The organism is Microbacterium sp. PI-SA-G (genome assembly GCF_057215335.1).
The window spans coordinates 389,984-403,704 of the sequence record NZ_CM170103.1 but is presented as its reverse complement, the minus strand read 5'-3'; the positions used below and the strand labels follow the sequence as shown (position 1 = coordinate 403,704).

At 68.1% G+C, this 13,721-nt stretch carries 11 protein-coding genes; 4 read left to right on the top strand and 7 right to left on the bottom strand.

The window, feature by feature from the left end:
- Window positions 1-4: 4 nt before the first annotated feature.
- A complete protein-coding gene (locus tag AC2D10_RS02070; RefSeq protein WP_484710164.1) occupies window positions 5-1,126 on the bottom strand; it encodes an alkaline phosphatase family protein in 1,122 nt (373 codons plus the stop codon).
- Between the two features lie 46 nt (window positions 1,127-1,172).
- On the opposite strand from AC2D10_RS02070, the gene AC2D10_RS02065 reads away from it, so the two are divergent.
- Window positions 1,173-3,614 (top strand): DNA gyrase/topoisomerase IV subunit A, encoded by a 2,442-nt coding sequence (locus AC2D10_RS02065; protein ID WP_484710163.1) that lies wholly within the window; start codon window positions 1,173-1,175, stop codon window positions 3,612-3,614.
- A gap of 14 nt (window positions 3,615-3,628) precedes the next feature.
- Here AC2D10_RS02065 and AC2D10_RS02060 read toward each other — a convergent pair whose 3' ends face one another.
- Window positions 3,629-5,707, bottom strand: coding sequence for a DNA gyrase/topoisomerase IV subunit B (locus AC2D10_RS02060; RefSeq protein WP_484710161.1), 2,079 nt, complete (start codon window positions 5,705-5,707; stop codon window positions 3,629-3,631).
- Window positions 5,708-5,889: 182 nt separating this feature from the next.
- Here AC2D10_RS02060 and AC2D10_RS02055 point away from each other — a divergent pair, with 182 nt between their 5' ends.
- Window positions 5,890-6,108 (top strand): DUF7455 domain-containing protein, encoded by a 219-nt coding sequence (locus AC2D10_RS02055; RefSeq protein ID WP_484710160.1) that lies wholly within the window; start codon window positions 5,890-5,892, stop codon window positions 6,106-6,108.
- A gap of 50 nt (window positions 6,109-6,158) precedes the next feature.
- Here the strand turns inward: AC2D10_RS02055 and AC2D10_RS02050 are convergent, their stop codons facing one another.
- Together AC2D10_RS02050 and AC2D10_RS02045 are read right to left on the bottom strand one after the other, a co-directional pair.
- Entirely contained in the window at window positions 6,159-7,199 is a 1,041-nt protein-coding gene (locus AC2D10_RS02050) for an alanine racemase (RefSeq protein WP_484710159.1), read from the bottom strand.
- Window positions 7,196-7,864 carry an alanine racemase gene (locus AC2D10_RS02045; RefSeq protein WP_484710158.1) on the bottom strand — a complete coding sequence of 223 codons (669 nt, stop codon included), beginning with the start codon at window positions 7,862-7,864 and terminating at the stop codon, window positions 7,196-7,198. Before AC2D10_RS02045 ends, AC2D10_RS02050 begins: the two co-directional genes overlap by 4 nt.
- Before the next feature lie 118 nt (window positions 7,865-7,982).
- Here AC2D10_RS02045 and AC2D10_RS02040 point away from each other — a divergent pair, with 118 nt between their 5' ends.
- On the top strand, window positions 7,983-8,999 hold the full coding sequence (locus AC2D10_RS02040; protein WP_484710157.1) for a sugar-transfer associated ATP-grasp domain-containing protein: 1,017 nt from the start codon (window positions 7,983-7,985) through the stop codon (window positions 8,997-8,999).
- Window positions 9,000-9,082: 83 nt separating this feature from the next.
- On the opposite strand, the gene AC2D10_RS02035 is transcribed toward AC2D10_RS02040, so the two are convergent.
- The 3 genes from AC2D10_RS02035 to AC2D10_RS02025 form a co-directional block, all read right to left on the bottom strand.
- Window positions 9,083-9,778 (bottom strand): coenzyme F420-0:L-glutamate ligase, encoded by a 696-nt coding sequence (locus AC2D10_RS02035; RefSeq protein ID WP_484710155.1) that lies wholly within the window; start codon window positions 9,776-9,778, stop codon window positions 9,083-9,085.
- A complete protein-coding gene (locus tag AC2D10_RS02030; protein ID WP_484710153.1) occupies window positions 9,775-11,025 on the bottom strand; it encodes an RNA polymerase sigma factor in 1,251 nt (416 codons plus the stop codon). Before AC2D10_RS02030 ends, AC2D10_RS02035 begins: the two co-directional genes overlap by 4 nt.
- A 167-nt stretch (window positions 11,026-11,192) precedes the next feature.
- On the bottom strand, window positions 11,193-12,131 hold the full coding sequence (locus AC2D10_RS02025) for a proteasome assembly chaperone family protein (protein ID WP_484710152.1): 939 nt from the start codon (window positions 12,129-12,131) through the stop codon (window positions 11,193-11,195).
- Between the two features lie 113 nt (window positions 12,132-12,244).
- Between AC2D10_RS02025 and AC2D10_RS02020 the strand changes: the two genes are divergently transcribed.
- The gene (locus AC2D10_RS02020) at window positions 12,245-13,720 is read left to right on the top strand and encodes a leucyl aminopeptidase (protein ID WP_484710149.1); all 1,476 of its coding nucleotides are present in this window, start codon (window positions 12,245-12,247) and stop codon (window positions 13,718-13,720) included.
- Window position 13,721: the final 1 nt, after the last annotated feature.

Here is a 13,721-nt window from a genome sequence, read left to right as displayed (position 1 = left end):
CAGGTCAGCGAGCGTATGCGCCGAGCCGCAGCAGCGGAACCTGTCGCTCCTCGGGTGTCAGGCCTCCGTGCTGGCCGACCATGCCGCGGCCGCGTTGATCCACTGCCGTTCCGTCGTAGATCGCCGACACGCCCCGCGCGATGGCCAGGACGTCTCCGATGCGTGACGATGCAGCATCGGTGACGAGGGGTCCGAACAGTCCGGCCACGATGGCCTCTTCGCGCGACACGACGTCGGCCGCCCCCTCGAGGTCGGCGCGCCACCGAGTGAGAACGGTCGCGGGGTCGGCATCAGGTTCGAGGTAGGCGTGGATCATGCGGGGCTCGCCGCCCACGTGACGGACGCCCACGAGATGTGTCTCATCGAGGATCACCTGGCGCTGCGCAGGCACATCGACCATGCCGTGGTCAGAGGTCACCAGGACCCCCACTCCCGCCGGGATCCGAATGGCGAGTGCCGCGTCGACCTCCTCGAGCGCGGACACCCACGGCGATGACGCGATTCCGTGCTTGTGGCCGGCCTTGTCGACCTCGGGCACGTAGCAGTAGACGAGGGAACCGGGGTTCCGCTCGGCGAGCTCGTACGCGGCCGCCACACGGTCGGCCGCAGTGGCGGCCGCGACGAAGTCCGCACCGCGCAGCGTCGCGCGCGTGAATCCGCTCGTGGCGTAGGCCGCAACGCCGATCGCGAAGGTCGGACGACCTTGGGCTCGTGCCTGCTCGAACACCGTCGGGGCGGGCTGCCACGTCAGGGGATCGAGGCCCTCGGACTCCCAGCCCGTCAGCTGATTCACCAGGCGGTCGCGGCTCGGATCGAGCACGCGGTAGCCGACCAGCCCGTGCACACCGGGCCAGACGCCCGTGAGGATGCTGGTGAGAGCGGCCGCGGTCGTGGAGGGGAACACCGAGCGCGCGACATCCTTCTTCGCCATCCGCGCCGTGAGCGTCCTGGCATGTCCGGCGTGCGCGCGGAGGCTGATCGCTCCAAGTCCGTCGATCACGACGAGCACGGCCGATCGGACGGCGGGCAGGGCGTCGGACGTGCCGGTCAAGGACGCGAGCAGGTCGGCCGCCACCCCGACCACGCTCCGGGTCGATGGCGACTCGGACGGTAGCATGAGGGTCATCCCTGCCAGTCTGACACAGGCACTCAGCAACGCCCTCAGGAAGTACATGCCGAAAACTCCGCCGCCCGAGCCCGTCGAAGAACGCATCCAGGACATCGACCTCTCCAGCGAGATGCAGGGCTCGTTCCTCGAGTACGCGTATTCGGTGATCTACTCGCGCGCCCTGCCGGACGCGCGCGACGGCCTGAAGCCCGTGCAGCGGCGAATCCTGTACCAGATGGCCGAGATGGGCCTGCGTCCGGACCGCGGTCACGTGAAGAGCGCGCGCGTCGTCGGCGAGGTGATGGGAAAGCTGCACCCCCATGGCGACACCGCCATCTATGACGCACTCGTGCGCCTCGCACAGGAGTGGGCCCTGCGCGTCCCGCTGGTCGACGGACACGGCAATTTCGGCTCGCTCGACGACGGTCCTGCCGCCGCGCGGTACACCGAGGCGCGCCTGGCGGCCTCAGCGCTCGCCCTGACGGAGAACCTCGACGAGGATGTCGTCGACTTCATCCCGAACTACGACGGACAGTTCCAGCAGCCGGCGGTGCTGCCTGCGGCATTCCCCAACCTGCTCGTGAACGGTGCCAGCGGCATCGCCGTCGGCATGGCGACCAACATGGCGCCGCACAACCTCATCGAGGTCGTCGCCGCAGCCATCCACCTGCTCGAGAACCCGGACGCGACCACGGAAGAGCTCATGGAGTTCGTTCCGGGCCCCGATTTCCCCGCGGGCGGCGTCCTGATGGGCCTCGACGGCGTTAAGGACGCGTACATGACGGGGCGCGGGGCACTCAAGGTCCGCGCCAAGGTCTCGGTCGAACCGCTCGGCCCCCGGCGCACCGGCATCATCGTCTCCGAGCTGCCGTACATGGTCGGCCCCGAGCGGCTGATCGAGAAGATCCGCGATGCCGTGCAGTCGAAGAAGCTGCAGGGCATCAGCGACGTCACTGACCTCACCGACCGCAATCACGGACTCCGGGTCGCGATCGGCATCAAGACCGGCTTCGACCCGAACGCCGTGTTGGATCAGCTCTACCGGCTGACCCCGCTCGAGGATTCCTTCAGCATCAACAACGTCGCGCTCGTCGACGGACAGCCGCGCACGCTCGGGCTGAAAGAGATGCTCAGCGTCTACGTGGCGCATCGCCTCGAGGTCATCACGCGCCGCAGCCGCTACCGCCTCGCGCGCCGCGAGGAGCGCCTGCACCTCGTCGAGGGACTGCTGATCGCGATCCTCGACATCGACGAGGTCATCCAGGTCATCCGCTCCTCCGACGACTCCGAGCAGGCGCGCACCCGCCTGCGCTCGATCTTCGATCTGAGTGAGCTGCAGGCCGAGTACATCCTCGAACTCCGGCTGCGCCGACTGACGAAGTTCTCACGCATCGAACTCGAGGCCGAACGCGATTCGCTCCTCGCCGAGATCGCCAAGCTCCGCGAACTGCTGGCGAGCCCCGTGCTGCTGCGCGCAGCGGTGGCGTCGGAGCTCGACGCGGCGGCCGAGGCCTACGGCACGCCGCGCCGCACCCTGCTCATGAACGCCGCCCCGCCCAAGCCCCGCGCCACCAAGGGAGCCGTCGACCTGCAGATCGCCGATGCGGCGACGGTGCTCGTGCTCTCGACGACGGGACGTGCGGTGCGGATCGACCTCGCGCAGGGCCAGGAACTCTCGGCAGCCGCACGACGCAGCAAGCACGACGCCATCCTCACGACTCTCGAGACGACGGTCCGAGCGGAGATCGGAGCGGTCACCAGCGCGGGCCGTGTCGTCCGCTTCTCCCCCGTAGACCTCCCGTCGGTGCCGTCGAGCTCCGTGCAGCTCGCAGCGGGCACCCCCCTGCGGGACTACCTGAACATCACCACGCGGGGCGAACGCATCGTCGGATTCGTGCGCTTCGACAGCGACACTCCGATCGCCCTGGGCACACTGCAGGGAACCGTGAAGCGCGTGGTGCCGTCGACGCTCCCCGTGCGCCCGGAGATCGAGGTCATCGGACTGAAGGCCGGGGATTCGGTGGTCGGCGCAGCCGAGGCGCCGGATGGCACGGAACTGGTGTTCGTCACGACCGACGCGCAGCTGCTGCATTTCTCGTCATCGATCGTGCGTCCGCAGGGAGCGCCGGCCGGAGGCATGGCGGGGATCAAGCTCGGAACGGGCGCGAGCGTGCTGTTCTTCGGCGTCGTCGCCCCCGAGGACGACGCCGTCGTCGCCACGGTCTCGGGCACGGACGGCATTCTCCCCGGCACCGAACCGGGCCGTGCGAAGGTGTCGTCGTTCACGGAGTACCCGGCCAAGGGACGAGCGACGGGAGGGGTGCGCGCGCACTCGTTCCTGAAGGGCGAGGACCGACTGACGGTCGCCTGGGTCGGCCGCACGCCGGCGCAGGCCGTCGACCCGACCGGCGCCGTGCGCAGGCTTCCTGAGCTCAGAGCACGACGGGACGCCTCGGGGCAGCCGATCGACGGCGTGATCGGCAGCATCGGCCGCACGATCGTCTGACGCCTGTCCGGGACCTAGGCGTCGATCGCCTCGCGCGAGAGTCGGTCCGACGAGTCGATGATGAACTCCCGGCGGGGGGCGACCTCATTGCCCATCAGCAGCTCGAAGACGCGACCCGCGGCCTCGGCATCCTCCATCCGCACGCGACGGAGCAGGCGCCCGGAGCGGTCCATGGTGGTGTTGGCCAGCTGCTCCGCGTCCATCTCGCCGAGCCCCTTGTACCGCTGGATCGGTTCGTGCCAGCGCTTGCCCGCCTTGCGGAGCTTGGTCAGCAGCGCGTGCATCTCCTGCTCGCTGTAGGTGTAGATCGTCTCGTTCGGCTTGGAACCGGGGTTCATCACGATCACCCGGTGCAGCGGCGGAACGGCGGCGAACACCCGCCCGTGCTCGATCAGCGGACGCATGTACCGGAAGAACAGCGTGAGCAGCAGCGTGCGGATGTGCGCGCCGTCGACGTCGGCGTCGCTCATCAGGATCACCTTGCCGTAGCGTGCCGCGCTGATGTCGAACGACCGCCCGGATCCCGCGCCGATCACCTGGATGATCGACGCGCACTCCGCGTTGGAGAGCATGTCGCCCACCGACGCCTTCTGGACGTTGAGGATCTTGCCTCGGATCGGCAGCAACGCCTGGAATTCGCTGTTGCGCGCGTTCTTGGCCGTACCGAGCGCCGAGTCGCCCTCCACGATGAACAGCTCGCTGCGCTCCACCTCGTTCGTGCGGCAATCCACCAGCTTGGTGGGGAGCGTCGACGACTCCAGCGCGTTCTTTCGGCGCTGCGTCTCCTTGTGAGCGCGAGCGGAGACACGCGCCTTCATCTCGGCGACGATCTTGTCGAGCAGCTGCGTGGCCTGGTTCTTGTCGTCGCGCTTGGTGGAGGCGAAACGTTGAGCGAAGTCCTTGCGCAGCACCTGCGCCACGATCTGACGCACGGCCGGCGTGCCGAGCACCTCTTTGGTCTGGCCCTCGAACTGCGGCTCCGGGACGTTCACCGTGAGCACGGCTGTGAGGCCGGCCAGCACGTCGTCCTTCTCGAGCTTGTCGTTGCCGACCTTGAGCCGGCGTGCGTTCTGCTCGACCTGGGCGCGGAGCACCTTGAGCATCTCCTGCTCGAAGCCCTGCTGATGCGTCCCGCCCTTGGGCGTCGCGATGATGTTCACGAACGAGCGCATCGTCGTCTCGTACCCGGTACCCCAGCGCAGGGCGATGTCGACCTGGCAGACGCGCTCGACCTCGGTGGCGATCATGTGCCCGTCGGCCTGAAGCACCGGCACCGTCTCTTTGAACATGCCCTCGCCCTGAACGCGCCAGGTGTCGGTCACGGGCGGGTCGGAGGCGAGGTACTCGACGAACTCGGAGATACCACCCTCGTAGCGGTACGAGGTCTCGATGCTCTCCTCGGCCCGCTCATCGCGGATCACGATCTCGAGCCCGGGGACCAGGAACGCGGTCTGGCGCGCGCGATTCTCGAGATCACCGAGCTGGAACGCGGCGTCCTTCGTGAAGATCTGCCGATCGGCCCAGTAGCGGACACGGGTGCCGGTCACACCACGAGGCGCCTTGCCCGCGACGCGGAGCTCGCTGCCGTCCTGGAATGGGCGGAAGGGCGCGTCCGGCCGCTTCTCCCCCGAGTCGGTGAAGATGCCCGGCTCGCCGCGGTGGAACGACATGGCGTAGGTCTTGCTCCCGCGGTCGACCTCGACGTCGAGACGCTCGGAGAGAGCATTCACGACCGATGCCCCCACCCCGTGCAGGCCACCGGATGCCGCGTAGGAGCCGCCGCCGAACTTGCCTCCCGCGTGGAGCTTGGTGAAGACGACTTCGACACCGGTCAGCCCGGTGCGGGGCTCGACGTCGACGGGGATGCCGCGACCGTGGTCGTGCACCTCGACGCTGCCGTCGGCGTGCAGGATGATGTCGATCCGGTTGCCGTTGCCCGCGACGGCTTCGTCGACGGCGTTGTCGATGATCTCCCACAGGCAGTGCATGAGCCCGGGCGATCCGTTCGAACCGATGTACATACCGGGACGTTTGCGGACTGCCTCGAGGCCCTCGAGCACCTGGAGATGATGGGCTGAATACTCGGCGGTCACAATCTCCGAGTCTATTCTCGACTGCACCTGTGGACCGGTCGACACTCCCCACGGCACCGGACATGACGCGGTCCCCGTACGCGCAGAGCGAAACACGCCGCGATCCGGGCATGCCCCCAGGTATCCCGTGGTTGTATTGAGCACGCTCCAACAGCGAACCCGACACCCGAGGAGGAACCGAGATGAACGCTACGACCGAACGTGAGACCTCTACCGTCGAGTTCCGCCTGACCGCCATGGACCGCTGCGACTCCTGCGGCGCTCAGGCATACATCGCCGCCGAGGTCAACGGCTCCGAGCTGCTCTTCTGCGCCCACCACGGTCGCAAGTACGAAGAGAAGCTCCGCAGCATCGCCACCAGCTGGCACGACGAGACCTCGCGTCTCATCGACGCCGTCTGAGTCCACGCCCCCAATCGGGAGCGCCTCGACGCGTCCACCGCGCCGGAACGTCAGTCTCTGACGGTCCGGCGCATTTTCATGCTCAGGCGGGTGAGGATCTCCTCGCCCACCGTGTCGATGCGCTCCGCGAGAGCGGTGGCGCTCGACTCCCCGTGATCACCGGCGCCGAACACGTGCACCTCGTCGCCGAGGCCCATGCCCGCCCATCCCTCGACGACCGAGGAAGTCGGATCGACGCCGAGAAGCTCACGCGCACCGCCGGGTGTACCGACGCGAGCGCCGGCCAGCGTGGAGGGCAGTCCGTCGAAGCTTCCGATGCCGATCACCGCGTGGGCGCCCTCGATCCGCGAGACCGGAGCGACCAGGGACGCGATCGGGCGGATGCCGTCAAGCTCTGGGCCGTCTGCGGAACGCACGCCGTAGCAGAAGGCGCCGATGCGCGAGAGCGAGCCCCGCAGCTCCGGCCGCCACCACGAGGCGGCCGACGCGGTGAGATGCTGCAGCGGCGGCGTCGGCCCCGTCGCCCCGGCGACGTCCACGGCATCGAGGAACACGGCGCGGGAGTCGTCGTCGTCCGCGTCACTCGCCTCGGAGATGTGGCTCCAGATTCCGACGAGCTCGACCGTGCCGGCCTGCTCCGCCGCGCGGGCGGTCGCGATCGCCTCGCCCCAGTTCTCGGAACGGATGCCGTTGCGATGCAGACCCGTGTCGATCTTGAGATGCACGCGTGCCCGCCGGCCGAGCGCCGCGGAACAGGCGATCACCCGGCCGAGGTACTCCGCGCTGCCGACACCGAGGTCGATGTCGTGAACAAGCGCCTCGTCGATCTCGGAGTCCGTCGACGTCGCCCAGGCGAAGATCCGCGCGCCGTCACCGGCGTTCCGCCGCGCGTCGATGCCGGTGCGGACGTCGTAGCTGCCGATCCACTCGACCCCTGCCGCGCACGCCTCGGTCACCGCCCACGCCAGGCCGTGCCCGTAGGCGTCATCCTTGACCACGAGCATGAGCGTGGACGGTTCGATCCGCGAGCGGACCGCATCGATGTTCGCGCGGAAGGTCCGCGCACTCAGGCGAAGTTCGGGTCGCGTCATGATTCCCATCCTCGGTCGGCGTGACCGCCCGCGACGGCAACGAGCTCCGCGACCGAGAATCCCGTCACAGCGCTCCAGCGCGCCAGTGCGGGGCCGACGGGACCCGACCCTCCGAAGTAGGTGACCTCGGTGCCCACCGCGACCTCGGCGCCCTGCAGGTCGACGACGCAGACGTCCATCGCCACGCGGCCGATGACGGGCCGTGCAATCCCGTCGACCTCGACGTGGACGTTGTTGCCGAGGGCCCGCACGATGCCCTGGGCATACCCGCCCGTGACCAGTGCCGCTGTGGTGTCGGCCGCGGCACGGTGGGTGTACCCGTACGACACGGCATCCCCGGCGCGCAGGGGCTTGGTGGAGAGCACGTGGCCGACGAGACGCATCACAGGACGTGTGGGGAGACTGCCGTCGGCGTCGGGCAGTCCGTACAGCAGCGACGACGAGATGTCGGGCTCGCCGTGAAGAGTCGCGTCGATGCCTTCCAGACCCAGCGTCTCGGCCTCGCCCTCGGAGTCGACCAGTACCCGCATTCGACCTGCGGCGGTCAGCGCCTGCGCGATCGTGAGCACTCCGTGCCCCCACGCATCACGGCGGAGGTCGGCCAGCGTACCGCCGCTGTGCAGCGCGGCGCGAGCGGCGGACTCCAGCGCGGACCGGGAGATCATGGCCCGGGGTCGGGCACTCGACGTCGTCTCACACACGTCCTCCACACTATCTTCCGCGCTCCCAGCTTCGCTGAGGCGCCCCCGTAGACTGGATCGGTCCCCAACCCTTCGGAGCACAATGTCTCGTCTTTCCCTCGCGCCCCGGGTCCGTTACCTGCTCGGTCGCGCCCGACGCATCGATGTCGGATCCGTCGTGGAGCGCGCCAGAGAAGCGTCGGCTCAGCACCACAAAGCCGTTCCCGTCATCGTCGCCGACATGCTGTGGTCGGCCGGACGCCACAACGTCGGATTCCAGGACTACATCGACTACGACTTCGCCATCCTGACGCGGGCGGAGCGTGAGACCTTCATGACCCACCCGGTGTCGAACCAGCTGTCGCAGCGCTATGACCACCCGGACTTCCGGTGGATCTTCCAGGACAAGGTGGCGTTCGACCGGCACTTCGCCGCGTACCTGCACCGCGAGTGGATGGTGGTCGAGGAGGGCAACGCCGACGCCGTGCGTGAGTTCGCGCAGAGACTCGGCACGATCGTCACGAAGGAGCCGGTCGGGCAGGCAGGCACCGGCGTGCATCGGTACCACGCAGCCGAGATCGAGGACTGGGACGACTTCCATCGTGGGCTGCTCAGCCGTGGAGAACTGCTCATCGAAGAGGTCATCCGCCAGCACGACGCTCTCGCAGCAGTGTGCCCCGGCACCGTCAACACGACGCGCGTCACTGCGTTCTTCGATGGCGAGAAGGCGCACATCCTCGCCATGGCGCAGAAGTTCGGCCGAGGAGCCGTGAGCGACCAGATGACGTTCGGCGGCTTCTACACGATGCTCGATGCCGACGGTCGCTCCGTCGGTGCCGGATATGACTCGCACGGGCACGTGCACGAGACGCATCCCGACACCGGGTTCCCCATCGCCGACTTCCAGCTGCCGTACATGGACGAGGTCCGGGCTTTCATCGATCAGGTCGCGCGCGTCGTTCCGCAGGTGCAGTACGTCGGATGGGACATCGTCGTCTCGCCGGAGGGACCGGTACTCGTCGAGGGCAACTGGGGTGCCGGCGTCTACGAGAACAAGCCCAGCGTCACCGGCATCCGCACCGGCCACAAGCCCCGCTACCGCGAGGTCATCGGGTTCTGACACAGCGAAGCGAGAAGGCCCCCGGATGCCGATGCATCCGGGGGCCTTCGTCGATTGCGAGCGGTTCTGAGACCGTCACAGAGTCAGACGGCGCGTACGATACCGAGCGGCGTCGACTCCAGCCCCTGTCCGAGCGGGTTGTCGCCGAGGATGCGCACCAGGCGGCGTTCGCCGGCCTTGTCCAGCGTCGAGCCGAGGATGTTGCCGCCGAGGTCGTTGATGTCGACCACGGCGACCTCGGCCTTTCCGCCGATCAGCGTCTTCACGCGCTGCGCGACCTCGCGCGGGTTCTTCGGCCCGAGCACGACGGCCTCGTTGTACGGAGGGATCGTGTGCTTGGTGGGACCGTCGATCGCCCGTGCCTTGTCGCCCGCGATCCGGTAGAAGTCCCCGCGGCGGCCGAAAGCCTTGGTGACAGCGGCGACCGCGGAGGCGAACAGGATGCGCGGCGTGCCGCACTCCCGCAGAGCCATCTCCATGGTCTCGGGCATGCCCAGACCGATGCCGTACGGCGTGCGGGTCACGTACTTCGACAGGAACAGCGCGAGCTTGCGCGGGTGGATCTCGTCGAGACGGTACGAGCGTCCCTGGGTGATCGCGACGATCTTCTCGGTCACGAACAGCAGGTCACCCGGCTGCACCGACGCGGTCGCGTACTCCGAGATGATGGAGTCGAGGTCGTCGTCGGGCATGACGACACGTGTGCGCAGCGGAATGCGTTCGTAGCTCTTGCCGTCGACGCTCGTCTCGAGCGCCTTGCCGTCGTTCGCCTGGCTCATTCGAGGTAGTCCCGCAGCGACTGCGAGCGACTCGGGTGACGCAGCTTGGCCATCGTCTTGGACTCGATCTGACGGATCCGCTCGCGGGTCACGCCGAAGGTGTCGCCGATCTGGTCGAGCGTCTTGGGCTGACCGTCACCGAGTCCGAAGCGCATCCGGATGACTCCGGCCTCGCGCTCCGACAACGAGTCGAGCAACTGCTCGAGCTGGCGCTGCAGCATGGTGAAGCCGACCGCGTCGGCCGGGACGACAGCCTCGGTGTCCTCGATGAGGTCACCGAACTCGCTGTCTCCGTCTTCACCGAGCGGGGTGTGCAGAGAGATCGGCTCGCGACCGTACTTCTGCACCTCGACGACCTTCTCCGGCGTCATGTCGAGCTCGCGGCTCAGCTCTTCCGGAGTGGGTTCGCGACCGAGGTCCTGCAGCATCTGGCGCTGCACGCGGGCGAGCTTGTTGATGACCTCGACCATGTGCACCGGGATGCGGATGGTGCGGGCCTGGTCGGCCATGGCGCGGGTGATCGCCTGACGGATCCACCACGTGGCGTAGGTGGAGAACTTGAAGCCCTTGGTGTAGTCGAACTTCTCGACGGCGCGGATCAGACCGAGGTTGCCCTCCTGGATAAGGTCCAGGAACTGCATGCCGCGTCCGGTGTAGCGCTTCGCGAGCGAGACGACCAGTCGGAGGTTCGCGCCGAGCAGATGACTCTTGGCACGCTGTCCGTCGCGGGCGACCCACTGGAGGTCCAGACCCAGCTGGCCGGCCTTCTCGGCCGCGGTCATCGTGGAGAGCTTCTCTTCGGCGAAGAGTCCCGCCTCGATGCGCATGGCCAGCTCGACCTCTTCGGCCGCGTTCAGAAGCGCGACCTTTCCGATCTGCTTCAGGTAGTCCTTGACCGGGTCTGCGGTCGCGCCGGTGATCTGAGTCGAGTAGACCGGCACGTCCTCGTCGTCGGTGGACGAGATGACGATCGCGCCCGTGGGCAGCGGCTCAGCGAACTTGGGCTTGCTGTCGTCGTCGTCGTCATCGCCGGCTTCCGCGGTGCCCGTGGCGGGGGCCTCGTCGTCTTCGACGACGTCATCGGCCTTCTTCTTCTTCACGGGCGCGCGCTTGGCCGCTGCGCGCTTCGCTGCGCTCAACGGCGCAGGCTTCTCGGCTGCATCCTTCGACTCGGCCTGGGCGTCGACAGCCGTCTCGGGGGCGGCCTTCTTCGTCGTCCGGGATTTGTTTGTCGTGGCAGGAGTCACGTTTCGCCTTTCACGGAGCGGCAGCACCGCCCCGGGACATTTCGGACACTAGTAAGACCCTTGTCAAGTCCAGTCCGGGAAGGACTGATTGACAACGGGTCGAACTCCTAGTATCGCACACGTGTGGCGATGCGTCGTCATTCCGACGAAGTTCGGCGGAATGAGATTCAGCCGCGTCCGGGCTTGTCCTCGTCCGACGGCCGCGATGCAAGATATCGCTCGAGCTCGGCCGCGAGCTCGTCGGCACTCGGGAGGTCCCTTTCGCTGAAACCCCCCTCGTCGTACGAGTCGTCGTCAGGGTTGCGGCCCGCCATGTAGGCGTCGTATCGGCGCTCGAGGTTCTGAACCATCTGCTGCAGTTCGTCGTTGCCCAGCACCTGATCATCGACACGGGTGATGTAGTCGGCGCGGCGCTCCTGCACCTCGTCGAGCATGAGCACCAGTCCGGTCGACGCCATCAGACGCTGCGCGGCGGTGATCACGGCATCGGGGTTCTCGGTCTCGGCGAGGTAGTGCGGAACCAGAAGGACGAAGCCGACGGCGCGGTCGCCGCGTTCTGCGAACCGGAACTCCAACAGGTGGCCGGCGGTGGCAGGGACCTGCGTCCGCGGACGCCAGACGGAATGCGCGACGATGAGGTCGCGGCGATTGCCGCTGACGGTCGTGCCGATCGGGCGAGTGTGCGGCACGGGCATCGCGATGGAGTGCACCCAGTTGAGGCCGTCGGACTCGAACTCCGCGGCAAGATCGAGGACCGTGCGCGCGAAGGCGTTCCACGCGAAGTCGGGCTCATATCCCGACAGCAGCAGGAAGGGCTGCCCGAGGGCATCGGTGGCCAGCGAGAGCTCGAGCTTCTGCGGACGGAACTCGGTCAGGTGATCCTGATCGAACGAGATCACGGGCCGACGGGCGCGATAGTCGAGGAGCACATCGTTGTCGAACACCGCGAGCGGCTGCGGCGAAGCGGTTTCACGGAGGTGCTCGATCAGCCGCGACACCGCGTTCCCGGCATCGGTGAAGCCGGTCAGCAGCACCACCAGCGGCAGTCCGCGCGGGACGGCCGGGGCATTCGCGACTCGTTCATGGATCTCACCGGAGGGGGGCATCCCTCCATGCTACGAGGCGCTTCACGAGCGCGGGTTGGCGGCGTCATGCTGAGAGCGAACACGCCCGGTCGCGGCCGCACCCGCCGCGTCATGACGATCCCTAGGATGGAGGTATGACGCTTCCCGTGCTCTCGCACACCACCGATCAATTCCCCGGAAGCGCTGCCGATGCCGCAGTGCTCGTCGTCTCCGACATCGCGAAATCGTCGTCGTCGCTGGACGCCTACCCGGGCCTTGCCGACATCCTCGCTGGAGTCGGGTTCACGGGATCCGCGTCATCGTTCGTGCGTGTCCACGCGCCCGAGATCTCGCGTCTGCCGCTCGCCGTCGTGGGCACGGGCTCGGACGCCGATGCTCTGGCCGTGCGCAACGCGGTCGGCACGGCGGTGCGCTCCTTCACCGGACACGCGCACCTCGCCATCGCCCTCGCCCCGGGCCTCGAGGCGTTCGCCGCCGCCGCTGCCGAGGGCGCCGTGCTGGGGGGACACCGCTTCGACGGCTACCGCTCCGACAAGGGCAAGAAACGCGCCACCGCCGTCACGCTGCACGCCGACCTCGACGATGAGGTGCTCCGCCGCGCTCAGACGATCGGCGAGGCGGTCGCGCTCGTCAAGGATCTGGTTCACGTACCCGCCGAATGGCAGAGCCCGGCTCAGCTCGCCGAGAGTGCCGCACAGGCTGTCGCCGACCTCGACGTCACCGTCGAGATCCTCGACGAGGCCGCCCTCGCCGAACAGGGCTTCGGTGGAATCCTCGGCGTCGGTCAGGGATCCGACCGCCCGCCGCGCCTCGTGCGACTCGACTACTCCCCCGCAGATGCCGCGCGCCACATCGCGCTCGTCGGCAAAGGCATCACATTCGACACCGGCGGGCTCTCGCTGAAGCCTGCCGCGTCGATGGTCGGCATGAAGTTCGACATGGCGGGCGCCGCCACCAGTCTGGCTGCGCTGAGAGCGATCGCCGAACTCCGTCTGCCGGTGCGGGTGACCGCCTGGCTGTGCATCGCCGACAACATGCCGTCCGGTCGCGCGACACGCCCCGGCGATGTGCTGCGGATGCTCGACGGCACCACCGTCGAGGTGTTGAACACCGACGCCGAGGGCCGCCTGGTGATGGCCGACGGACTCGTCGCCGCAAGCCGCGAGAAGCCCGACGTCATCATCGACGTGGCCACGCTGACCGGCGCGATCGTGATGGCGCTCGGACACCGGCACACCGGCGTCATGGGCGACGACGACACCGTCGCGACGTTCCTCGACGCGGCCCGCTCGGTCGACGAACCCGTCTGGCAGATGCCGCTTCCTGAGTACATGGAAGACACGCTCGAGTCGACGATCGCCGATCTCATCAACGCGAACATGAGTGACCGCGCCGGGGGCGCCTCGTTCGCCGGTCTCTTCCTGCGGCGCTTCGTCGGCCGCGTGTCGGACGCCGACGACGCGCCCCGCATCCCCTGGGTGCACCTCGACATCGCCGGATCCGGCGAGAACGGCGGAGCGCCGTACGGCTCCACCGAGAAGGGCCCCACGGGGGCGATGGTCCGATCGATCGTCGCCTTCGCCGAGAACGCATCCCACCCGGAGGCATGAC